Below are 22,249 nucleotides of genomic sequence, written 5' to 3' on the forward strand. Positions count from 1 at the left end.
ACGGCGCTCGGGGCTGAGCGCCCCTCCCTTCCCACTAGTAACACCAGAACCAACTGTTCACTCTGACACCACACAGCACTCTGACAACATCAGTTACCGACTGGCAAGCGTCGTGATGGAACTGTTACCAGTGGTCAAGGGACCAGATTCGGTCGAATCGACCACTTCATCAACTATCCCGCAATTTCCGGCCGTCACCGCGACGACTCGCCCGCGCGCCTTTCCGCCACCGCACGCGAGCAATTCACCGGCCGAAATCGCGGTTACGCCGGAACGATCTTGTCCCCGTCCACCCGAATGGCGCGCGAATCCAGCGCGCGCGGCGCCGGACCACCGGCCACCGTGCCGTCAAGATTGAAAGTGCTCCCATGACACGGGCATTTGATCAAACCGTCGGCCACCGAATTCACCTTGCAACCCAGATGCGTACAGGTCGACGAGAATCCCTGAAAAGTCCCCGCGGCGGGTTGCGTGATGACGGTGTCCCCGGCGATGACACCGCCGCCGACCGGAACATCCTTGGTGTACGCCAGTTCGTCGCCGTCCTGCTTCTTGGCGGGCGCCGGATTCGGGGCCGCCTCGGCGGCGGGCTGACTCGAGGTGCTGCTGCACCCCACGACCGCGAGCGCGGTGGCGGCGACGGCGGTCCCGGCCAGCGCCGTGCGGCGATCGATGCGCAGCTGGGAGGGCAGCGGAATGTGTTCGGTCATCTCAGTTCTCCTCGCTCGGGGCGGACGGGCTCGGCCGCCCTTGCTTGTTCGACGAGTCGGCCCGGCAACGGGTTCACCGCTGACGCAATCAGGTCACGCGCTGACCGGCAGCCGCCGCAGCGAACGCAGCGCGTAGTGCACTCGCGTCTTCACGGTGCCGACCGGAATCCCCATCTCGGCGGCCACGTCGCGATAGGCGCGATCGCGCAGGATGACCTGCTCGACGGCATCGCGCTGCGGCGCGGGCAGCTGGGCCAGCAGTCCGGCGACCAGCATCCCGTCGGTGAGATTATCGGTGAAGTCCGGTCCGGCGCAGCGGTTTTCGGCATGTTCACCGATCTCGTCCCACTGGGTGTCACCGGGGCGGGCGGCCCGGGCGCGGGCGGTGTCGATGAGCACGTTGCGCTCGATGGTGAGCAGCCAGGTGCGCACGCTCCCCCGCTCCGGGTCATAGCTGGCGCAGGCGCGCCAGGCCCGCAGCAGCGTCTCCTGCACGGCGTGTTCGGCCAGCCCCGGATCACCGAGCCGATTCATCGCACGCCAGTGCAGCAGGCCCTTGTCGGCGGCCAGTACGGCCGACAGACCGGGCTCGGTACACAGGCGGGCACAGCGGATGGCGCAGCCGGTCGCGACCGGGTGAAGTCTTCCCATGCCCTGAATATCGCGGCGGAGGCCCAAAGGGCATCGTCCGTCATTGTTGCTTTACCGAAATCGCGCCGATTTCCCCGAAACCGACCGGAAATTCTGATAGACCGCACCCGGGAGAAGGAGGAAATCCATGCGTGCAGGCGCTTTCATGATCACCGGCGCATTCGCGTCGGCCCTGGTGTTGGCAACCTCGGGAACGGCCGTCGCCGAGCCCGCCACCACTATCTCGGTGGACGGGCTGTATCTGGTGAATGTCGATATCCGGCCGGGCACCTATATCGGTGACGGGACCACCGATCCGGCCCCCGCGGGCTGCTTCTGGCAGCGACTGTGGAAGGTACAGACCGCGGCGGACTATCCGGACCCGAATTACTACATCATCGCCAGTGACTTCACCCGGCTGCGCCCGCTCACGGTGCAGATCGAGGCGACCGACGTGGCGTTCAAGACCACCAACTGCGGAGCCTGGCATCTCCAGCCCGCGGCGCCGTCCACCGGTTCGGCCGGTTAGCGATTCGCCCGTTTCCCGCGCGCGGCCGGAGTCCCCGCGCGCGGCTAGGGTGTCGGCATGACCAGGCGCAAGATTCTCATCACCGGTGCCAGCTCCGGACTCGGCGCGGGCATGGCTCGCGAATTCGCCCGGCGCGGAAGGGATCTGGCCCTGTGCGCGCGGCGGGTGGCCAACCTGGAGGAACTGCGGGCCGAACTGCTCGCCGCGCATCCGGGGATCACCGTGGCGGTCCGCGGACTCGACGTCGACGACCACGCGGCCGTGCCGAAGGTGTTCGAGGAGTTGCGCACCGAGCTCGGCGGCCTGGACCGGATCATCGTCAATGCCGGCATCGGCAAGGGCGCGCGCCTGGGCACCGGTCGTGCCGACGCCAATCTCGCCACCGCCACCACGAATTTCGTGAGCGCGCTGGCCCAGGCCGAGGCCGCGCTGAGCATCTTCCGTCAGCAGGAGGCCGGGCACCTGGTGCTCGTGTCCTCGATGAGCGCGGTGCGCGGCCTGCCCGGTAAGAAGGCCGCCTACGCCGCGAGCAAGGCCGGGGTGTCGGCGCTGGGCGAAGGCCTGGCCATCGAATTGCGCGGCACCCCGATCAAGGTGACGACCGTGCAGCCGGGTTTCATCGCCACCGATATGGCCGCCAAGGCCGGTGACGCCAAACTGGTGGTGCCGCTGGACAAGGGCGTCAACGCCATGGTCGCCGCCATCGAACGCGAGACCGTGCGCGCCTCGGTGCCCGAATGGCCTTGGCGGGTGCTGGGATTGGTAATGCCGCTGCTGCCGCGCGCAATCATGGCCCGAATTGGCTGAGCACGCCGAATCGGACGAAAACCCGCGCCCGCGCACCCGCGCTGACTAGGCTCGCCGCCATGGCGAAGTTCACCACCTGGGACGGGCTGGAACTCAACTACACCGTCTGGCCCGGCGAGGGCGTGCCGGTGGTGCTGCAGCACGGCATCGTGGCCGATACCAACGCCAACTGGATGAGCGTCGGCGTGGTCGCGGCGCTGCGCGAGGCCGGGCATCACGTCATCTCCCTGGACGCGCGCGGGCACGGACGCTCCGAGAAGCCGCACGATCCGGTCCGCTACTCCTGGCACGCGATGGCCGGTGACGTGCGCGCCCTGTTCGACGAGCTGGAGCTGGATCAGGTTCGGCTGGTGGGCTATTCGATGGGCGGGATCATCGCACTGATGGTGGCGGGCGCCGACAAGCGAGTCGAGCGGCTGGCGGTCGGCGGCATCGGTTCCGGCGTGGTGGACTGCGGCGGAATCGATTGGCGGGTCATCGAAGCCGACGACATCGTGACCGTCATGCGGGGTGACGGCTCGGGCGCGGCACCGCAGGCCGCCATGTTCCGATTCCTGGCCGACGCCGTCGGCGCGGACCGCGAAGCCATCGCGAACGTGGCAGCGGGCCTCAACGAGGCCCCGATCGAAACCCTCACCGGCATCACGATTCCGGCGATCGTGCTGGCGGGCGACGCCGATCCGTTCGCGGCCGAACCCGAACGTCTCGCCGCCGCCCTGCCCGATGCCCGGGCCGTGGTGGTGCCGGGCGACCATCTGACCTCGATCGCCGACCCCGCCTTCTCGGCGGCCCTGGTGGACTTCCTGCGTTGAATCCCTCAGTACTGCTTGCGGTGCGGCACGAACTCCAGGGTGAGCAGTGCGATCGCGGCAATCACCACCTCGCGCAACCGGATCAGCACGAACCGCTGCTCACCGAACGAGTTGAACTTGCGCAGGAACCGGTACAGCGATTCCAGCCGGATCAGCGGATCACCCAGTCGCACCGCCACATACACCGCCTGCAGCGTCCGCGACCGTTCCTTGTCGGCGAACAGTTCCGGGAAGGCCGCGAAGGCCAACGAGATTCGCTTGATGCCGCGCACCTGGGCGTAGTCGACCAGGTCGAGGATCATGCGTTCGTCGAGCCCGTTGGGCGCGTCGTGCCGTCGCCACGGCACATCGAGGCTGAGCTCCTGACCGTTGGCCGCCACGCCGTAGCGCTGGAAGCCGACCAGCCGTCCGTCGCCGTCGCGGGCCATCACCACCAGCATGCCCGGATGCCTGCCGTCGAGCAGATGGTCGAGGATCATCGAGAATCCGCGGGTCTGCCGTCCGTGTCCCCACTCGTCGACGATGGCGAGCAGTTCCGCGCGCTGCGGTTCGGTGAGCGCCGCCTCGGGCACGATCTCGGTGCTGACGCCGACGTTCTTGGTCCGGCTCACCGCCTGGCGCAGATTGCGGAACTTGCGGCCCACCATGTCGAATCGGGCCACGTCGATCACCACGTCGCGCCCGATCGCGACGGCGCGCAACCCGCGATGGTCGACGGCCCGGCGCTGCCAGATCTCGGTGAGTTCCGGGCTCGCGCCCAGCACCGCGATGCGCCAGCCGTGCGAGGCCGCGAAAAGCGAGAATTCGGTGAGCAATTCGGGGAATCGCTCGGCGTCGCCGATGGGGTCGCCGGCCACCACCGCGATGCCCAGCCGGGCCCGGTAGGCGATGGCGGCGGAGTTGTCGGCATTGAAGAAGTAGGTCTTCGACGAGTGCATCGCGAACGGCGCCAAGGGATCTCCCTCGCTGCGCCGCACCAGGTCGGCGACCCGCGCGAGCTGTTCGGGCTGCGGTTTGCTGCCCTGCGGCAGCATCAGCGCCGCACCGCTGGCGGCCAGGAACACGAATCCGACCACCGGATGCTGTGCCCGGTAGCTGAAGTTGGCGATCACCAGCAGCATGGCGGCCGCGGTGAGATGCGGCAGCGTGATGGGTCGGCGCAGGTGCAGCCCGCGCGCTATGAAAAGTCCGGATATGGATACCGCCACGAACCAGCCGCGATCGTCGCCCTCTCCCGGGCCGCGCTCGGCGGCCCACACCAGCACCAGGCTCACCAGAACGAGAGCTCCCATCAGCCCGACCCGGGTGCTCGGCCCGGCGGTGAAGGTGGCTTCTCGATAGGCGGTCAGCGTCGGATTGGGTATGCGTTCCTCACGCATTCGGACCCCTTTTCTCCACGCGCGAAGGACTTACGAGCCCTCTCCCCATGGTGATTCTCCCGCATCTCCTCTACGACACACTATGCAGAACAGACGGTTCGGAGCACCTGGTTATTCCGGCCACCCGACATGGGGTGTCCACAGCACCGGGTCGGTGATGCCGCCCTGGCAGGCCAGCGCGGGCCCGTCCCACCCGGCCAGCGTCGCGCCCGCCCGGTAGGCGGACTCGAAGAAGTCGAGGACCGTGCCGACGGGATCGGCGCTGGTCCGGGGCACATCGTAGGCGAGATAGGCGTTGTGGCCGGAGCCCGATGGCACCCAGCGGGCGGCGTCCGGGCGCAGCGGTCGCGCGGTCAATCCGGCCGGTTCGGGGGCCGTGTAGGCATAGAAGGTGGGCTCCGGGATCTTGTCGTCACCGAACCAGAATCCGGCGCTGATGTCCTCGCGGGAGTAGGCCTCGCGGGTGACGGGATCCACCGCGTCGGTCATGTCGATCTTGCGGTTCGAGAAGCGCTGCACCGAGAGATCGAAGGTGTGCCAGAACAGCTGCACCGGGCTGATCTTCCCGGAGTAGCTGGCGCTGAACTGCTCGAGGATGCGCCCGACCTGACTCTGCACCCGGAAGGCACGCTGGGCGAGCACCGGGTCGTAGTGGTGGTGCTGCTCGTCCTCGTCGAAGGGGCGACCGTGGTCGGGCAAGTCGAAGGGCGTGGGATGCGCGAGGGTGACGTCGACGCCCAGGTTGCGCAGCCCGTTCATGGTCTCGAGGTAGAAGCTGGCGACCGACTGCCCGCCGAGCGGGATCTCCTCCTGGGTGCCGTGGTCGTTCGAAAGCCGCAGCACATGGTCGAAGAAGTCGAATTCGCAGGTGAACACGGGCCCGTCGGCGGCGCTGCCGAGCGGAACGGTGGTCCATCCGCGCGCGGTGAGCCGGTAGGTCATGTGCCACCAGTGGTTGCGCCTGATGCCCTTGGCCAGTGCCACCTTGCCGATGATCTGGGCGTAGCGGTGCAGGGTTTCCTTGGTGGGCCGCCACGATTCGAGTGGGAGGGCCGGGAGGATGTCGCCGGTCGTGGTGCGCGGCGCGGTGGCGCCCGCGGTCTCTGCCATAGCCCTACCCACTTTCGTTCGTGACGGTGGTGCGAGGTCGGCGCTAGCCGCCATGCTACTCAGCCGAGTATTTGCTACTCCCGCTTGCCGGTGTGCCCGGCGAGGAGTTCGCTGAACGGCCGGACCGCGCCGACGCTGTTGCCGGAGCTGCGCCGCCGCACCGGCTCGTCCTGTAGGAAGCCCTGGACGCCGGTGCTTTCGGCAACCATCAGCTGGGCGAGCTCGGCGGCGCCGCGATGCACGCGCTCGGTGAGCCCGGTCGAACCGAAATCCTCGGTGGCCGCGAAGACACCCGTCGGCACTGCCACGGCCCGCAGGTAGCTGAACAGTGGCCGCATGGCGAAGTCGAGGACCATTGAATGCCGCGGGGTGCCCGCGGTGGCGGCGATCAGCACGGGCATCCCATTGAGGGCGTCGGTGTCGAGGACGTCGAAGAACGTCTTGAACAGTCCGCTGTAGCTCGCGGTGAACACGGGTGTCACCGCGATCAGACCGTCCGCGCCGGAAACCTTTTCGCGGGCCCGCGCCACCGCGGGCGTCGGCAGCCCGCCGGTGGTGAGCGTGGTCGCCAGGTCGGCGGCCAGTTCCCGCAGTTCGATGACCTCGACCTCGACGCTCTCCCCGCGCCCGCCGACCGCCGAGCTGACGGCGTCGGCGAGCTGATCGGCGAGCAGGCGGGTGGACGACGGCTGCGAGAGCCCCGCGGTCACCACGACCAGTGTGCGACTCATGCTGCGCCTCAATTCTTTTCGGCGAGGACGTGCTCGCGGGCGGGTTCGACCAGGTGGTGCGGTGCGTCCGGCCCTGCGGCGACCAGCGACGCGTGGGTGGGCGGATCGCTGGGCACGCCCGCGGGGCGGCGGGCCTCGAACTCCTTGCGCAGCACCGGAACCACCTCGGTGCCGAGGATCTCGAGCTGCCGCAGCACCATGTCGAGGGGCAGTCCGGCGTGGTCCATCAGAAACAGCTGGCGCTGATAGTCACCGACGCTGTCGGCGAAGCCGAGGGTGCGCTCGATGACCTGTTCGGGGGTGCCGACGGTGAGCGGGGTGAGCTCGGTGAACTCCTCCAGCGACGGCCCGTGCCCGTACACCGGCGCATTGTCGAAGTAGGGCCGGAAGATTCGCTTGGCCTCGGCCTCGGTCTCCGCCATGAACACCTGGCCGCCGAGTCCGACGATGGCCTGTTCGGCCGCGCCGTGCCCGTAGTGCTCGAAGCGCCGCCGGTAGAGGGTCACCATCTGCTTGGTGTGCGCCATGTCCCAGAAGATGTTGTTGTGGAAGAAGCCGTCACCGTAATAGGCGGCCTGCTCGGCGATCTCGGGCGAGCGGATGGATCCGTGCCACACGAACGGCGGGGTGCCGTCCAGCGGTGCCGGGGTGGCGGTGAATCCCTGTAGCGGCGTGCGGAACTGGCCTTCCCAGTCCACGCGCTGCTCGCGCCACAGCCGCCGCAGCAGGTGGTAGTTCTCGATGGCGAGGGGCAGGCCCTGGCGGATGTCCTTGCCGAACCACGGGTAGACGGGTCCGGTGTTGCCGCGCCCCATCATCAAATCGACGCGCCCGCCCGCCAGGTGCTGCAGCATGGCGAAGTCCTCGGCGATCTTGACCGGGTCGTTGGTGGTGATGAGGGTGGTGGCGGTCGACAGGGTGAGGTGCTCGGTGCGGGCGGCGATGTAGCCGAGCATGGTGGTGGGCGAGGAGGGCACGAAGGGCGGGTTGTGGTGCTCGCCGGTGGCGAAGACGTCGAGTCCGACTTCCTCGGCCTTCTCGGCGATGGCCACCATGGCCTGGATGCGTTCGGCTTCGCTGGGGGTCCGGCCGGTGGTCGGATCCATGGTGACGTCGCCGACGCTGAAAATTCCGAACTGCACGGGTCCTCCTGAGGTCACTTGCCAATCTTGGTGGATATGGCAACCAGTTGAACATCGCCCTGGTGAACGGTATTCCAGGGGTGATTCGCACCACTCCCCGAGGCTCCCACCCGCAGAGTACTTGCGGGTACAGCGAAACACTCAGTAGTGCAAGATCTTTCGACGTATCCTGAACATTCCCCGCGCAACGCCGGAGATGTCGAGCATGGACAGGGGGTAGATCAATGGCGCAAAACACCGTCGGTACGGCATACGCCGTTGTCGTCACCGCGGTCGCCGACCCGATGCAGGTGGAGGGCCTGGAATGGGATCGTGCGGTGGAGTACCTGCCCAGCATCGACTCTCGTGTCATGCAGAACTGGATACGCGCACAGGAGGGCGGCGCACGCCGCGGCGTCGTTATCCCGGGATCGCACCAACGGGTCGCGCCGCGACACGCCTACCGCGAGGTATGTGTGCCGTCGGCCGAGTACCAGCTTTTCAGTGCCGCAGTCCGCACCAGTCGCCGCCGCGCGGTGGCCGCGACCCTGGCGGAGGAGGATGCCCGGCAGCGAACGGGTGAACTGACCTCGGTGCGCTAGGCGCACACAGCCGAATGCCCGGCGAGACTTGGTCTCACCGGGCATTCGGTGGTTGATACGGGACCGGCGGCCGGCGCGATGACGGGGCGGTTATTCGCTTATCAGGCGATGCTCTTCATCTGGAATGAAGGTGGATCCCGTCGTGCCCGGCTCAGTTCCCGTACTGCTATTCAACTGCGTGTTCGACTGTGTCGCAACCTATTTAACGGACCGCGAAGAGCGAGGCGTAGACCACCCGATCCCGCTCGGTGACCACCTGCCCGGCGACCGCCGCACCGGTGAGGGTGTGCAGTCGCAGGTCCAGGTAGCGCTCCTGCTCGACGCTGTACATCTCGGTGTCGGCAGGCATGCCGTGCCGCAGGTGATCGGCGTGCGACTCCCGGCCGAGCTCCAGCCGCTCCCGCAGCTCGGCGATACTGCGCACATCCTGGTACGGCTCGACCTCCCGACGCCGCGGCTCGGCCTGCCAGGCCGCGACACCATAGGCGAAACACACCAGCGGCATCCACATCTCGGCGAAGTAGCGCGGATCCGGTGCGATCTCCAATCCCGCGAACTTCCCGTCGACGAAGAACACCGCACCCAACTGCCCGGGCAGCAGCTCGAGGCGGCTGCGGAACTGGGTGAGCACGGCGCGCTTTCGAGTCAGGATCTGCTCGAGATGCCCGCGCTCGGCCAGCCCGTACCCGCGGTTCACCGTCGAAATGTCCTGCCACAGCTTGGAATACCCCGGCTTGCCCCGCAGCGCGAGCGCCTTGGCCCGCAACTCCAGTGGCAGCACGAAGAACCACTGATCGCGCCCCTCGAGATACCCGCCCTGCGCCGCCTGCACGCAGCAGGCATCATCGAAGAGCCGCGTCTCCCCCGCACCCAGCAGTGCGGCCGAGCACAGCGCGTGATTCTGCGCCCCCTCCTGGATGTAGCCGATGTGCAGCGGCACGATCGCCACGCCGGAGGGCGCACCGTTGTGCAGCTCCACACTCCCGTATCCGACAACACGATTCAGCTTCAGCCCCGACCGCGGCGGCACGATCCCCGGCCGCTCCGGTCCGGACACCGGCACCATGGTCAGCGCCCCCGCCTCCTGCGGCGCACCCAGCCGGTACCCCGACAGATCCACCGGCGCGCGAACGAGCGTGTCGAGTCGAGTCATAACGTCACTCCTTCCGTCGAACCGCGCGGTCGTCATGACCGGCGGATCGGAAACTTCGTCGCCAGATCCGGCGGGCGGCGGCGATCCGGGGGTCGCCCGACCGCGCCGACCGGTCTGGGTTTCGGGGTCCGGCTAGGCGGCCGCCGATGTGCCGTGCTGCGCCAGAAAGCTCAGTGCGGCCGTGCGGATCCAGTCGGCACCGGCCGGGCTGTGGGCGAACAGCCAAGGCAGCAGCGCGGCGAAATCGTCCTGGTGCCAGAACCCCGCGCTCGGGAGATCCGGCGCGGGATCGCGCAGGGTGCGGTCGTCACTTCCGGTGAACATGGCGTGGCACAACAGGATCGGAGTCCGGTGGCCGAGCGTCTTCAGCGTCGCCACCACCCGCGCCAGATCGCCGGGCAGGCGGTTCTCGTAACCGTCCGTCACGATCACGACCAGCCCCGGCGGTAGTCCGTTGTCACTGACCGGCGCCGCGAGCGCATCGAGCAACCCGGTCGCCAGGTCGGTGGGTCCGGCCTGGCTGGCCCCCACCTCGATGACGGTGAGGTGTTCGCACACGTGCCCCAGCACCAGCCGCAACGCCTCGGCCTGCGAGAGCAATGCCCACTCGCGCTCGCCGTACCCGCGCATGGACTCCGAGGTGTCCAGTACCAAGGCAACGTGATCGGGCAGGCGCGGCAGACCACGCACGGCATCGGCGATGTATCCGGCGACGGCGGGGCCGAGCTCGAATTCCGGGCCGCCGCGGTACAGATGGACCAGCGTTGCCGCGATATCGCCACGGTTGGTGACGGTGACGATGGGCTCCCGCTCACGCGCGATCTCCAGCGGCGCCACGGGCGCGGTGAGCACCGGGACACCGTAGGTGCCCGGCGCGTACAGCTGCCGCACCCGATCCACCGCCGCACCCGGATTCACCAGGAACCGCAACAGCTTTCGACGCAGCTCGGCCGAATCGAGGTCACCCTCGGCGATCCGTCGCGCACAGTCCCGGGCAGTGTTCTTGCCCAGTGCGTGCTCGAAGCAGTCGCGCAGGGCGGGACGGCGTGCGGCGATGAGCAATTCGGCGTCCGGATGCTCCAGCACGAAGCCTAGGATCGCGCGGGTGGCGTGCTTGTGGTTGATCCGCCGTCGGCGCAACACCAGCAGCACGGTCACCACCTGCGCGGGCGGCAGCCCGAAAAGCAGTGCCCGCGTGGCCTTGTCGCGAATGTCCGCGGCGTCACGTCCGAGCCCCGTTCGGGTGCTCGACAACATCTGCAGCAGCACCCGTGCCCGCTGACTCTCGTGCACGCCGGGCACGAGCGCGAGCAGCAGATACTGCTCCGGATCGTCCGCGTGCGCGTTTCGGTGGAATTCCGCGTCGTCCCACGTCACGGCACCGGCCCGGGACAGCGTCAGGGGCGCGCCGTGGGTGCGGAAGTGGTCGAGGATCGCTGCGGTGTTCACTCCAGAAGTGTAGGAACGCTCACCCTTGACAAGCCATCCATTTTCCGCCCACCCCAATCGGTTTCACCCGCCCGCCGGTCCCCAACCGGATCGGCGGGCAGGCAAATCACTCCTGATCGAACATGATGATCTGCCGCACAGCCTTCCCGTCGGCGAGCAGATCCATCGCCTCGTTGATCTCGTCGAGCCGGATCCGCGCGGAGATCAGTTTCTCCACCGGCAGCCGCCCGTCCCGCCACATCTGCTCGTACCGTGGAATGTCCCGCGCCGGCACCGCCGACCCGAGGTAACTACCCACGATGGTCCGCGCCTCCGCGGTGAGACTCAGCGGCGGCAGATTCACCGTCGCATCCGGCCCGGGCAGACCGACCGTGATCGTCATCCCACCGGGTTCCGTTGCCGCATAGGCTGTTTCGAACGCGGCCGGATGCCCGGCACATTCGATGACATACCGCGCCCGCACCCCCTGCTCGGCCACCCAGCCCGGTGTGTACGTCTCGGTGGCCCCGAGCTCCTCGGCCATGGCGAGCTTCTCAGGCAATCGATCCACAGCGATGATCCGTTCCACACCAACAGCTTTCGCGGTCAGCAGCGCCGCCATCCCGACGCCACCGAGCCCGACCACCATGAGGCTGTCCCCCGCCCGAGGCTTGGCGACGTTCAACACCGCCCCACCCCCGGTGAGCACCGCGCACCCGAACAGCGCCGCGACCTCCGGCGGCACCGAATTCCCCACCGGCACCAGCGAAGCCCGGTCCACCACCGCATGCGTGGCGAACCCCGACACCCCGAGATGGTGATGCACACGCGCCCCACCCCGCGACAGATGCCCGGAATGATGCAGCAGCTCACCGGCGCCATTGCTACGACTACCGCTGGTACACGGCAACTGCCCGTCCCGCGCGCACGCCGCACACTCCTCGCAGCGCGGCAGGAACGACATCACCACCCGCTGCCCGACCCGCAGATCGGCGACCCGTTCACCGACCGCCGCCACGACGCCCGCCGCCTCGTGCCCGAGCAACATCGGCAGCGGCCGCGGCCGATTCCCGTCCACCACACTGAGATCCGAGTGACAAAGCCCCGCCGCCTCGATGGCGACCAGCACCTCGGTGGGTCCCGGATCACCGAGTTCGAGCCGCCCGACACTGATCGGCCGCGAGTCGGCGTAGGGCCGCTCACGTCCGGTCTCCTCGAGCACCGCACCGCGAATATGCATCAGATCTCGACCATCTGGTAATCGGCGACATACCCGCCGAGGTACCGCAGATGGTCGGTGGAGTCCCCGAGCGTGTGCTCGATGGCGGTGAGCCGAGCCGTGTAATGCCCGACCGGATACTCGTCGGTCATGCCGATCCCGCCGTGCAGCTGGATGGCTTCCTCACCGATGTGCTTGGCGGAGCGCCCGATTCGCAACTTGGCCCGCGACGCCACCACCGGATCGACGATCCCGTCGGCCAACGACATGGACGCGTACATGCTCATCCCGCGCGCCAGCTCGAGCGACACGTACATGTCGGCGGCCCGCTGGGTCAGCGTCTGGAAACTGCGCAACGCCACCCCGAACTGCTTGCGGGTCTTCAGATACTCCGCGGTGAGACGCAACGACTCTTCCATCGCACCAACAGCTTCGGCGCACAGTGCGGCCTGCGCTCCGGCCAGCGCGCCCTGTACGGCCGCGCTCGCGTCGACCGCCTCACCGAGCGGTTCGGCAGCGACCCCGTCGAATTCGAAGCTAGCGCCGCGCAGCCCATCGTGGGTGGCGTAAGCCGTGCGCCGGACGCCGGGAGCGGTGGGATCGACCAGAAACAGCCCGATCCCGCCTTCGATCGCAGCACTGACGATCAGTAGATCAGCACAATCACCATGCGAGACAGGGTGTTTGCGCCCGGTCAGCCGCCAGCCGCCCTCCTCACGCACTGCCTGGGTCCCGGTGTCAGCGGCAGGCCACCGCACCCCCGGTTCCCCGTGTGCGAAGGCGAGCTTCAACTCCCCCTCCGCGATCCGCCCCAGCAGATCCTTCCGCTGTGCGTCACCGCCGACCGCCGAGATCAGCGCACCGGGCAGCAGCGCGCAATCCAGCACGGGTTCGGGCCCCAGCCGTCGCCCGATCTCGGTCATGACCAGCATGGCCTCGATGGGCCCCGCGCCCATCCCACCGTCTTCCTCCGCGAAAGTCAGTCCGAGCAGCCCGATTTCAGCGAATGTCGCCCAGATCTTGGGGTCCCATCCGAGCGTGGTCCCCACGACCTCGTTGCGCCGCTCCGGCGAGTACCCGCGCGAAAGCACCTCGCGCACGGTGTCGCGCAGCATTTCCTGCTCAGGGGTGAGTTCGAAATCCATGTCGCTGCCTCACAGTCCGAGGATCGTCGAGGCGATGATGCCGCGCTGCACCTCGTTGGATCCTCCGTAGATCGATGTCTTGCGATAGTTCAGATAGGTCGAGGTACTGCGCCGAGCCCAGTCCGGCTCCGACTCGTCTTCGCGCGCAACGGAATCCGGCCCCGCGATATCCACCAGCAGCGCGGTCACCTCCTGCTGCAGTTCGGTCCCGCGCAGTTTCAGGATCGACGACACCGGATTGGGTTTCCCGTCCGCTGACCCCGCCGCCACCCGCAACTGCACCAATTCCAGTGCCAGCAGCTCGTTTTCGAGTTCGGCCAACCGGGTGGCGAACAGCTGATCCTCGAGCAGCGTCCGATCCCCCAGCCGCGTCTGCCGGGCGTGCTCCTTGGCCAGCCACAGCCGCACCTTGGTCTGCCCCACGGCCGCGATCCCGGTGCGCTCGTTGCCGAGCAGGAACTTGGCGTAGGTCCAGCCCTGATTCTCCTGTCCGACCAGGTGATCGGCGGGCACCCGAACGTCCTCCAGGAACACCTCGTTGACCTCGTGCCCGCCGTCGATCAGCTTGATCGGCCGCACGGTGACGCCCGGGGTGTCGAGCGGGAACAGCAGCATCGAGATCCCGGCCTGCTTCTTGGGTGCGGCGGGATCGGTGCGGGCCAGGCAGAACATCCAGTCGGCGGACTGCGCGGCGGTGGTCCAGGTCTTCTGCCCGTTGATCACATAGCTGTCGCCGTCGCGCACGGCGACGGTCCGCAGCGAGGCCAGGTCGGATCCGGCTTCGGGCTCGGAAAAGCCCTGGCACCACCAGATGTCGAGGTTGGCGGTCGCGGGCAGGAATTTCCGCTTGAGTTCCTCGGACCCGAAGTGCGCGATCACCGGCCCGATCATGTTGGTGTTGAAGGTGAGCGGCTCGGGCACCGACGCGAGCTGCATCTCGTCGTGCCACAGGTGCCGCTGGATCGGCGTCCAGTCCTTGCCACCCCAGGCGACCGGCCAGTTCGGCGTGGCCAGCCCGTGCGCGTTGAGGATGCGCTGGGTGGTGACGATGTCGTCCTTGCTCAGTTCCTGCCCGTGCCGCTGCCGGTTGCGGATATCGGCCGGAATCTCGCTCCGGTAGAACGCGCGCAGCTCGTCGCGGAAGGTGAGCTCGTCGTCGGTGAGCGCTAATTGCATGCGTTGACCTCCAGTTTCAGGGCTATAGGGACCCCGCCGTCGCGCAATATGTTACACAGAGAGTTCAATGTCTCAAATGGAGAGAGATGGGAGCCCCGTGCTCGACCACGACCGCACCCTCGGCGTCGGCGAACTCATCGCCCGCCGCCACCGCGAGGGCAGCACCCCCGCCGACCGCACCGACGCGCACCGCCTCGCCCTGGTCATCGAGGGTGGTTCCTCGCGCGGCGCGTACTCGCACGGAATGGCCATGGCCATCGAGGAATTGGGCGTGCTGCCCTGCTTCGACGCCGTGTACGGGGCCTCCGCCGGGGCGTTGAACGGCGCGTGGCTGCTGTGCGGCCGGGCGGTGCAGTCGCGGCGCGCCTGGAGTCCCGAGGTGATCAACCGGGTGATCAGCCCGTCGCGCGCCCTGCGTGGCGGCCGCGTGGTCGACACCGAATACCTGGTGCACACCGTGTACGAGCGCATCGTGCCGATGGATTTCCCGGCCATCCTGGCCAATCCGGTCACTTTCCACCCGATCGCCACCGATGCCGAGACCGGCGCGGCGGTAGACCTGCACTCGGGGCTCACCGATCCGGCCTCGGTGCAGGCCGCGCTGCGCGCCTCGACCTGCCTGCCGATCCTGGCCGGGCGCCCCGTCCAGTTCGGCGATCGCCGCTACGTGGATGCCGGACTCTCCGAATCCGTCCCGGTGCGAACGGCATTGACGCAGGGCGCGACGAGGGTCCTGGTGCTGCGCACCCGCCGTTCGGACGAAATCATGGGTGCCCCTTCGGGTTTGGAGACGCGGGTGGTGGCGCGCTACCTGTCCCGGCACGCACCGGGCGCGGTCCGTCCATGGCTGTCGCGGGTCGAACGGCATCACAGCGACGAACGGGATTTCGACTCGGACCCCGCCGTGCTACAGATCCGCCCGCCCGCCGACGCACCCGGAATCAGCCGCACCTCACGCGATCCGGAAGCGATCCAGCAGGCCCTCACCCTGGGCCGGTCGATCACCACCCGCACTTTGGCCCCGTACCTGAGCCCTAAGCTGTCCGCGTGACACGAGCCGAGGGAACCAGAGCGCCGGGGCGACCGTCCTCGGCCAGCCGCGAGGATGTCCTCGAGGCCGCCATCGCGGTGTTCCTGGAAGGCAAGCGGATCGACGTGAACGCCGTGGCCGCGCAGCTGGGAGTGGGACGGGCCAGCATCTACCGCTGGTTCGGCTCCCGCGACGGACTGCTGGGCGCGGCCATCGCCCAGCAGCTCGATCGCGTGGTCTCCCACGCGGACCGCCGCTGCCACGGCACCGGCGGCGACCGGCTCATCGAAATACTCGACCGAACCATCCACCTGCTGGTCGAAAACGACGCGCTGCGAAGCTATTTCGACAACGAGTCGACCGCGGCGCTGCGTCTGGTCACCCGCGGTGACGGCGAGGTGCATCAGCACGCGGTCGCCATCGTGGACCGTTTCATCGCCCGCGCCGAGACCGAGGGCTATCACCCGCCGATCGAACGGAACACGCTGTCCTACGCGCTGGTCCGGCTGTGGGAGGCGTTCCTCTACAACGACGCCGTCGCCGGTTTCCGCGGCGATGTCGAACGCCTGCAACAGGTTCAAACCGCGCTACTGCGCGCGTGACTGCGCCAGCGACCGCCGTACCCACAACCAGGTGACCGCGATCATCACCACCAGCGCGGGCTTGCCCAGCACCAACGCCACGGACCCGAGCAGCACCACTTTGTTCCCGACGTAGAGCGGCACCATGATCACCAGGTGCACCACCCAGAACGCGAACCAGGCCAGACTCACCTTGCGGTGCAATCGAATTCGCTGCGCCCGGTCGGCATGCTCGGCGGGTTCGAGGCCGATGCGACGGCAGATCCAGTGGGTGAGCGGACGACCGGTGAGCAGCGTCAGCCCGAAGGCGAGCGTCCCGGCCACACAGAACATCAGGTCGGGGAGATAGAAGGCGCGCCCTTCCCCGGTGATGCCGACGAACAGCGAGAAAACGGCCACGACGGCGACCGAGATGGCCACCACCTTCACCGAGTCACCCTTCAGCAGCCGGTACCCACCGAGCAGGACCGCGACCGTGAGCGCGATCAGCACACCGGTCTCAGCATCGGTGCTCGCGTATCCGACGAGGAACCCGATCGCCGGGGCCGCACCGTCGAGCAGATGCTGTGGGCCACCGAGCGCCCTGAACTTGCCCCACACTTCCGCGATGCCCGAGCGCTGATCCGGAGTCGCAGCGTGCCGGGGTGTCCTGGTCTTCACAATCACTCCTGTAGCCACGCGGGCCCGCCTTCCTGACGTCGACCTGGGTTCAGAGTCGCTATTGCAGTCTCACTGTAATTAAGATCGACACCCCGGGCAATCGGCTTATGACGTGAAACTCGCACGGCGGAGGGCGTGAGGCGGGCCACCCGGGTGCGGATATCTCCCGGAAGTCCCCCGAAAACGACTCCGCCCGCCGGTCCTTTTCGGATCGGCGGGCGGGAGTTCGCAAGCTGGAATCAGGCCAGGCCCCACGCCTTGAGCAGGTAGGTGACGTTCGCGGCGAGCCCGGTGAGGGTGTTCGCGAGGTCGATGGCGGCGGAACCGAGGTTGATGATCGGCATAACGTCCTGTCTTTCTAACGGGGAACAGAGATCAGTTCCCACGGTAGGTAGACACGCCGCTCGCCCGCATCATGAGACCAGCCACGGAACGAGTGGACCGTGACCCCAATCACACTGATTTGTGCCGACTTTCGTGGTCCACCAGCCGCAACCGCTTCAGCGACACCGCGTTGAGCGCGACGATGATGCTGGATCCCGACATCGTCATGGCCGCGATCTCCGGCCGCAGCGTGAACCCGAAGGCCGGCTCGAACACGCCGGCCGCGATCGGCAACGCGAGGCTGTTGTAGCCGACCGCCCACGTCAGGTTCTGATGCATCTTGCGCAGCGTCCCGCGGCCGATGCGCAGCGCGGTCGGGATGTCCAGGGGATCCGACCGCATGAGCACCAGGTCGGCGGTCTCGATGGCGACATCCGTGCCCGCACCGATCGCGATCCCCAGATCGGCCTGCGCCAACGCGGGAGCGTCGTTCACTCCGTCGCCCACCATGGCGACTTTCTTTCCCCCCGACTGCAATTCGAGGATCTTGGCCGCCTTGTCACCTGGCAGCACCTCGGCGATCACGGTGTCGATCCCGAGTTCGGCGGCGATGCGTTCCGCGGTGGCCTGGTTGTCGCCGGTGAGCATGACGACCTCGATGCCCATGTCGTGCAGGTCGGCGACGGCCGCGGCGGAGGTCTCCCGCGCCGCGTCGGCGATCCCGATGACCGCGGCGGCCTTACCGTCCACAGCGGCCAGCACGGCAGTCCGCCCCGCACCCGCGACCCGCTCCCGAGCCTCCGCCAACTCACCCAGTTCGATGCCTTCACGCTCGAACAGGCGACGGTTTCCGATGACGACGCGGCGGCCGCTCACCGTGGCGATAGCACCGTGACCGGGCACATTCTCGAAGTTCTCGGCCCGAATCGTCTGCCCACCAAGGGATTCCGCGTAGCGCACCACGGCCTCCGCCAGCGGATGCTCGGATTCTCGCTCGACCGCCGCCAGCAGCGGCAGCAATTCCTCCTCGGAAGCGACTGCGGCCATGACGATCTCGGTGACATCGGGTTCCCCCTTGGTGAGGGTTCCAGTCTTGTCCATCACAACGGTCCGGATCCGAGCCGAACTCTCCAGCGCCATCGCATTCTTGAACAGCACACCGCGTTTCGCCCCGAGCCCCGTACCCACCATGATGGCGGTCGGCGTGGCCAACCCGAGCGCGTCCGGGCAGGTGACCACCACGACGGTGATCGCGAACAGCATGGCCTTGGCGAACGTCGCCCCCGCCAGCAACCACACCACCAGCGTGAGCGCACCACCGACCAACGCCACCAGCACCAGCCAGAAGGCGGCCCGATCCGCCAGCCGCTGCCCCGGCGCCTTCGAATTCTGTGCCTGCTGAACGAGATTCACGATCTGCGCCAGCGCGGTATCCGACCCGATCTTGGTGGCCCGAACCCGCAGCGTCCCGTTCTTGTTGAGCGTCGCCCCGATGACCGCCGCCCCCGGCTCCTTGTGCACCGGCAGGCTCTCCCCGGTCACCATGGATTCGTCGACCTCGCCGGTCCCCTCCTCCACCGTTCCGTCCACCGCGATCTTGGCGCCCGGCCGAACCAGCAGCAGATCCCCCACTTCCACTTCAGCCGTGGGGATTTCGACCTCCTGCCCGTCGCGGATCACCACGGCCTGAGGCGGAGCCAAATCCAGCAGCGTCCGAATCGCGTCGTTCGCCCCGCCCCGGGCCCGCATCTCGAACCAGTGCCCGAGCAGCACGAACGTCGCCAACATCGTCGACGCCTCGTAGAAGACCTCACCCCCACCGCTCAGCGTGATCGCGAGCGAATACAGCCACCCCGCCCCGATCCCCACCGCGACCAGCACCATCATGTCCAGCGTGCGAGCCTTCAACGCCTGCCACGCACCGGTGAAGAAAATCGTCGACGAATACCCGATCACGGGCAGGCTCAGCACCAATTCCCAGATGTCCGACCGCATCCCGAACGGCACCGGCAAATGCCACCCGAACATATCGGTAGCCATCGGCGACCAGAGCATCACGAGCACCGAGAAAACCGCCGCAACCAGGAACCGGTTACGCATATCCCGAGCCATACCCTCCATGGACATTCCCGCATGCCCGGCATGACCACCGTGGCCCATGGACGCGTGATCCATGGCCGCATGATCCATAGGTTCGTGGATATCGGGACCGTGATTCATGGCTTCGTGATCCATAGCGGCGTGGTCCATGGCCTCGTGCCCGGAGTGGTCGGAGTGCGCATGCTTGCCACCACCCTCACCAGCGGAATGTGCAGCGTGCCGCGATTCATCGCGCACCGGCTCAGCCATCGGATCGCACAAATGGTTCGGCACCGACTGCCCCGAGCAGTGCAGCCCACATTCCCGCACCCACTCCCGCAGGTCAGCAACGGAAGTCCGAGCCGGATCGAACACCACGGTAGCCGTCTGCGAAACCGGATTGGCCTCCACCGAAACCACCCCCGGCCGCCGCCCGAGCACCGCAGTGACAGTCCCCTGCTGGCTGGCCCAGTGCAGCCCCCGCACATCCAGTACCGCAGTACCGTATCCGCCAGTCTCACCCATCCCGCAGCTCCTCCACTAGCGCGAACCTCGAACCTTCCCGCCGACCATATACCCAGTAGGGGTACTTAGCCAGGAGCAACGGGTTGGACACACCTCTCAGCCAGGACAGCCCGCAGACCCGATCAGGGCAGTCCAGCTCCACCAGCAAAGCCCTTCGAACTACCCCGCGCCGAACACGGACGATCTACTACCCGAAATGCTCAGTCTTCCAATTTCAGAAATGCCCAATTTCCTTATACTGCAATATATTTCACTGTTCTATTGCCTATTTGAGGAGTAGAATGGGGGTATGAATTCGGGGGAATCATCCAACATGAGCGGTATGGCCGACCTGGTCGCCGCGGTGAATGTTGTCGCCTCCACCGATTTCACCCACTTCTCCGAGGACGAGCTCACGGAGTTCTTGCAGCAGTGCGAGATGTGCAAGCGTGTGTTGTCGGCGATGGATTCACGCCTGATCATCGAGGTCTCCGACCGGTCCATGCCGCAGACTTCCGGTGCGGGTGGGGTGGTTCGGTATCTGCGGGATACGTTGCGGCTCACCAAATACGACGCCACCTGCCGGGTGAAGGTGACCGAGCAGGTCGGTGAATTCCGTGACCCCACAGGGCATCTGCGCGAGCCTGCGTTGGCGGCTACCGCGCACGCCTACGAGATCGGTGAGATCTCGCGTGACCATGTCCGCAACATCGTCGAAGTACTGCACCAGCTGCCCGACGCCGTGGACGCGGAAACGCGTACCGAGGTCGAAACCCAGTTGCTCGACTATTCACGTGAGGGTTGGCCGGATGACCTGCCGCGTATCGGGCGTGAAATCACCGCCCGTTTGGATCCGGATGGTTCTTTGACCACGGATGCGGATCGTAAGCGTATGCGGGGCCTCACAATCGGACGCCAGCGCGCCGACGGAATGTCGTGGGTTCAAGGCTGGATCCTGCCTACTGTTCGCACGGTGTGGGATGTAATCATTTCGAAGTACGCGCGCCCTGGCGTCTGCAACCTCGACGACCCTCAGAGCCCGAACCTGTTCTACGGCAAAGTCGACAAGGCTGTCCTCGAGGCTGCCGCACGCCGTGACACCCGTACTGCCGCGATGCGTGTTCATGACGCTCTGGCGATGATCCTGAACCCGGACATCGACGCCGCCAAGCTCGGCAAGCACCGCGGGCTGCTCGTGCAGGCCGTCATCACCATGAGCCTCGAAGACCTGGAGAACGGGACGGGTATCGCCAACACCGCGACCGGTACGCAGCTTTCGATCAACGAGGCGTTGAAGATGGCGGCGGGCACCAAGCCGATTCTGGCGATTTTCGACCGGCACGGCATGCCGCTGCACCTGCGTCGCGCTCGCCGCCTGGCCAGCTCCGCACAGCGTCTCGCCCTCATTGCCTCCGAAAAGGGGTGCACCCGACCGGGATGCGACGCACCACCGAGCATGTGCGCCGTGCACCATGTCACCGACTGGGCCAAGGGCGGACCCACGGACCTGCGGAACCTGACCTTGGCGTGCGATCACTGCCACGCCCTGGTGAACAACGGCCCGAATGGGTGGAAAACGATTGTGATGGGTAAGGATTCCCCGTTCGCTGGGCGGACCGGGTGGATCAAGCCTGTGCATGTCGATCCGACGCAAACTCCACGCGTGAATCATCTCCATCACAAGGCGGAGCAGATCGCGCAATCGGTGGCACGCAGCCACAATCGGCGCGCCCGCCTGGCTTATCAAGCGCGGATCGCCCACCGCGCACCGGAGTAGAGAGTCCTTCCGGGCTCGACTCGCCACATCCAAGTACAGCACCCGCTGTACTGAAGGCTGCCCGGTGCGTGGGGCTCGACTGCTCCGGGTATCTCGGAGAATCGTTGCCTGCCAGCCGAACCCACAACTCCGCGTCAGGTACGCATCACTCACCGCCAGGACCAACTTGGGCCATACAGTCGCGGAGTACCGAGACTGTGCGTCGGACAATCACCCACACACGAGTCCCCGATCAAGAACCTTCTACTGAATAGAGCAGCCGAGCCTGCCTCGGTTCCGGCACTACCGAACTCCCTAATGCCCTGTGGCACACTCCGCATCAGCGATCGAGCCAGCTCGTACCCTGTTATAAACCCAACTCTCGTTCACAATGCAGGCACAAAGATCAGGGAAGCGTGGTCGCGTCGGGTGCCCTACCGGACTGGGGCTGACGCCAGGTTGGGAGCCGCATCCTCTCGTCCCAGCCCAGGGACTGCACGCATTACGTTCCACCAATCCCTCCCACCGGCATTCGATCCGGGAAGCAGCTCGTCCATCGCCGGGATTGTCCGCTCCGCGCCGCCTCCGCAGGTTCGCGTACCGCGGTATCAATGTTCGAGGGTGCGAGGTCTGCACGGCGAAAGTGCCTGGGGCTTTTGTCTTTTCGGGTTCTGTCTCGAGGGTCTTGATTTTGCTTGTTCTTGTCCGGGCGGTCTTGGTCTTGAAAGGTGATGCGTGCAGTCCGTGGGCCGGGACCGAGGGT

The 22,249-nt window shown here is 67.0% G+C and carries 20 protein-coding genes; 7 read left to right on the top strand and 13 right to left on the bottom strand.

All coding sequences use genetic code 11. From position 1 onward, the window contains the following. Positions 1-263: 263 nt before the first annotated feature. Positions 264-710, bottom strand: a complete 447-nt coding sequence (locus OG300_RS21885) for a ubiquinol-cytochrome c reductase iron-sulfur subunit (protein WP_405484400.1) — start codon at positions 708-710, stop codon at positions 264-266. Between the two features lie 93 nt (positions 711-803). Next, positions 804-1,361 (bottom strand): sigma-70 family RNA polymerase sigma factor, encoded by a 558-nt coding sequence (locus OG300_RS21890; protein WP_405484402.1) that lies wholly within the window; start codon positions 1,359-1,361, stop codon positions 804-806. A 127-nt stretch (positions 1,362-1,488) separates the two neighbouring features. Here OG300_RS21890 and OG300_RS21895 point away from each other — a divergent pair, with 127 nt between their 5' ends. Genes OG300_RS21895 through OG300_RS21905 form a run of 3 tightly spaced genes read left to right on the top strand, consistent with a single transcriptional unit; the run spans position 1,489 to position 3,488 of the window. After that, entirely contained in the window at positions 1,489-1,869 is a 381-nt protein-coding gene (locus OG300_RS21895) for a hypothetical protein (protein ID WP_405484404.1), read from the top strand. Positions 1,870-1,926: 57 nt separating this feature from the next. Continuing rightward, entirely contained in the window at positions 1,927-2,676 is a 750-nt protein-coding gene (locus tag OG300_RS21900; RefSeq protein WP_405484406.1) for an SDR family oxidoreductase, read from the top strand. A gap of 59 nt (positions 2,677-2,735) precedes the next feature. Continuing rightward, positions 2,736-3,488: an alpha/beta fold hydrolase gene (locus OG300_RS21905; protein WP_405484408.1), complete on the top strand. Its 753-nt coding sequence runs from the start codon at positions 2,736-2,738 to the stop codon at positions 3,486-3,488. A gap of 5 nt (positions 3,489-3,493) precedes the next feature. Here OG300_RS21905 and OG300_RS21910 read toward each other — a convergent pair whose 3' ends face one another. The 4 genes from OG300_RS21910 to OG300_RS21925 all read right to left on the bottom strand — a co-directional run bounded on the left by OG300_RS21910 (position 3,494) and on the right by OG300_RS21925 (position 7,850). Further along, a complete protein-coding gene (locus OG300_RS21910; RefSeq protein WP_405484410.1) occupies positions 3,494-4,867 on the bottom strand; it encodes a bifunctional lysylphosphatidylglycerol flippase/synthetase MprF in 1,374 nt (457 codons plus the stop codon). 111 nt (positions 4,868-4,978) lie between these two features. After that, the gene (locus tag OG300_RS21915) at positions 4,979-5,977 is read right to left on the bottom strand and encodes a DUF5996 family protein (protein ID WP_405484412.1); all 999 of its coding nucleotides are present in this window, start codon (positions 5,975-5,977) and stop codon (positions 4,979-4,981) included. A 74-nt stretch (positions 5,978-6,051) separates the two neighbouring features. After that, positions 6,052-6,708: an FMN reductase gene (locus OG300_RS21920; RefSeq protein WP_405484414.1), complete on the bottom strand. Its 657-nt coding sequence runs from the start codon at positions 6,706-6,708 to the stop codon at positions 6,052-6,054. An 8-nt stretch (positions 6,709-6,716) separates the two neighbouring features. Beyond that, a complete protein-coding gene (locus OG300_RS21925; protein WP_405484416.1) occupies positions 6,717-7,850 on the bottom strand; it encodes an LLM class flavin-dependent oxidoreductase in 1,134 nt (377 codons plus the stop codon). A 224-nt stretch (positions 7,851-8,074) separates the two neighbouring features. Between OG300_RS21925 and OG300_RS21930 the strand changes: the two genes are divergently transcribed. Then, positions 8,075-8,431, top strand: a complete 357-nt coding sequence (locus OG300_RS21930) for a hypothetical protein (RefSeq protein WP_405484418.1) — start codon at positions 8,075-8,077, stop codon at positions 8,429-8,431. A gap of 202 nt (positions 8,432-8,633) precedes the next feature. Here OG300_RS21930 and OG300_RS21935 read toward each other — a convergent pair whose 3' ends face one another. The 5 genes from OG300_RS21935 to OG300_RS21955 form a co-directional block, all read right to left on the bottom strand. Continuing rightward, complete coding sequence (locus tag OG300_RS21935) at positions 8,634-9,584, bottom strand: ARPP-1 family domain-containing protein (RefSeq protein ID WP_405484420.1); 951 nt, start codon at positions 9,582-9,584, stop codon at positions 8,634-8,636. 132 nt (positions 9,585-9,716) lie between these two features. Then, a complete protein-coding gene (locus tag OG300_RS21940) occupies positions 9,717-11,033 on the bottom strand; it encodes a hypothetical protein (RefSeq protein WP_405484422.1) in 1,317 nt (438 codons plus the stop codon). Positions 11,034-11,139: 106 nt separating this feature from the next. Continuing rightward, a complete protein-coding gene (locus tag OG300_RS21945) occupies positions 11,140-12,252 on the bottom strand; it encodes a zinc-binding dehydrogenase (protein ID WP_405484423.1) in 1,113 nt (370 codons plus the stop codon). Beyond that, a complete protein-coding gene (locus tag OG300_RS21950) occupies positions 12,252-13,376 on the bottom strand; it encodes an acyl-CoA dehydrogenase family protein (RefSeq protein WP_405484425.1) in 1,125 nt (374 codons plus the stop codon). Before OG300_RS21950 ends, OG300_RS21945 begins: the two co-directional genes overlap by 1 nt. 9 nt (positions 13,377-13,385) lie before the next feature. After that, complete coding sequence (locus tag OG300_RS21955) at positions 13,386-14,552, bottom strand: acyl-CoA dehydrogenase family protein (protein ID WP_405484427.1); 1,167 nt, start codon at positions 14,550-14,552, stop codon at positions 13,386-13,388. A 76-nt stretch (positions 14,553-14,628) separates the two neighbouring features. Between OG300_RS21955 and OG300_RS21960 the strand changes: the two genes are divergently transcribed. Further along, complete coding sequence (locus OG300_RS21960) at positions 14,629-15,603, top strand: patatin family protein (protein WP_405484429.1); 975 nt, start codon at positions 14,629-14,631, stop codon at positions 15,601-15,603. Beyond that, positions 15,600-16,184, top strand: coding sequence for a QsdR family transcriptional regulator (locus OG300_RS21965; RefSeq protein ID WP_405484431.1), 585 nt, complete (start codon positions 15,600-15,602; stop codon positions 16,182-16,184). The genes OG300_RS21960 and OG300_RS21965 overlap by 4 nt, the downstream gene beginning before the upstream one ends. On the opposite strand, the gene OG300_RS21970 is transcribed toward OG300_RS21965, so the two are convergent. Together OG300_RS21970 and OG300_RS21975 are read right to left on the bottom strand one after the other, a co-directional pair. Next, entirely contained in the window at positions 16,170-16,823 is a 654-nt protein-coding gene (locus OG300_RS21970; protein ID WP_405484433.1) for a DUF3159 domain-containing protein, read from the bottom strand. The two genes, OG300_RS21965 and OG300_RS21970, sit on opposite strands and share 15 nt — an antisense overlap. 453 nt (positions 16,824-17,276) lie before the next feature. Further along, on the bottom strand, positions 17,277-19,751 hold the full coding sequence (locus OG300_RS21975; RefSeq protein WP_405484435.1) for a heavy metal translocating P-type ATPase: 2,475 nt from the start codon (positions 19,749-19,751) through the stop codon (positions 17,277-17,279). A 289-nt stretch (positions 19,752-20,040) separates the two neighbouring features. Here OG300_RS21975 and OG300_RS21980 point away from each other — a divergent pair, with 289 nt between their 5' ends. Continuing rightward, positions 20,041-21,507, top strand: coding sequence for a DUF222 domain-containing protein (locus OG300_RS21980; RefSeq protein ID WP_405484437.1), 1,467 nt, complete (start codon positions 20,041-20,043; stop codon positions 21,505-21,507). The last annotated feature ends 742 nt before the right edge of the window (positions 21,508-22,249 follow it).

It is taken from the genome of Nocardia sp. NBC_00511 (genome assembly GCF_045161165.1).
Taxonomy (GTDB): domain Bacteria; phylum Actinomycetota; class Actinomycetes; order Mycobacteriales; family Mycobacteriaceae; genus Nocardia.

Excerpts from the sequence above, each read along its gene's own strand:
- OG300_RS21890 (WP_405484402.1), bottom strand. The coding sequence starts at position 1,361 with ATGGGAAGACTTCACCCGGTCGCGACCGGCTGCGCCATCCGCTGTGCC.
- OG300_RS21915 (WP_405484412.1), bottom strand. The coding sequence starts at position 5,977 with ATGGCAGAGACCGCGGGCGCCACCGCGCCGCGCACCACGACCGGCGAC.
- OG300_RS21885 (WP_405484400.1), bottom strand. The coding sequence starts at position 710 with ATGACCGAACACATTCCGCTGCCCTCCCAGCTGCGCATCGATCGCCGC.
- OG300_RS21950 (WP_405484425.1), bottom strand. The coding sequence starts at position 13,376 with ATGGATTTCGAACTCACCCCTGAGCAGGAAATGCTGCGCGACACCGTG.
- OG300_RS21905 (WP_405484408.1), top strand. The coding sequence starts at position 2,736 with ATGGCGAAGTTCACCACCTGGGACGGGCTGGAACTCAACTACACCGTC.
- OG300_RS21960 (WP_405484429.1), top strand. The coding sequence starts at position 14,629 with ATGGAGAGAGATGGGAGCCCCGTGCTCGACCACGACCGCACCCTCGGC.
- OG300_RS21955 (WP_405484427.1), bottom strand. The coding sequence starts at position 14,552 with ATGCAATTAGCGCTCACCGACGACGAGCTCACCTTCCGCGACGAGCTG.
- OG300_RS21910 (WP_405484410.1), bottom strand. The coding sequence starts at position 4,867 with ATGCGTGAGGAACGCATACCCAATCCGACGCTGACCGCCTATCGAGAA.
- OG300_RS21920 (WP_405484414.1), bottom strand. The coding sequence starts at position 6,708 with ATGAGTCGCACACTGGTCGTGGTGACCGCGGGGCTCTCGCAGCCGTCG.
- OG300_RS21930 (WP_405484418.1), top strand. The coding sequence starts at position 8,075 with ATGGCGCAAAACACCGTCGGTACGGCATACGCCGTTGTCGTCACCGCG.
- OG300_RS21895 (WP_405484404.1), top strand. The coding sequence starts at position 1,489 with ATGCGTGCAGGCGCTTTCATGATCACCGGCGCATTCGCGTCGGCCCTG.
- OG300_RS21935 (WP_405484420.1), bottom strand. The coding sequence starts at position 9,584 with ATGACTCGACTCGACACGCTCGTTCGCGCGCCGGTGGATCTGTCGGGG.
- OG300_RS21975 (WP_405484435.1), bottom strand. The coding sequence starts at position 19,751 with ATGGGTGAGACTGGCGGATACGGTACTGCGGTACTGGATGTGCGGGGG.
- OG300_RS21900 (WP_405484406.1), top strand. The coding sequence starts at position 1,927 with ATGACCAGGCGCAAGATTCTCATCACCGGTGCCAGCTCCGGACTCGGC.
- OG300_RS21980 (WP_405484437.1), top strand. The coding sequence starts at position 20,041 with ATGAATTCGGGGGAATCATCCAACATGAGCGGTATGGCCGACCTGGTC.
- OG300_RS21945 (WP_405484423.1), bottom strand. The coding sequence starts at position 12,252 with ATGCATATTCGCGGTGCGGTGCTCGAGGAGACCGGACGTGAGCGGCCC.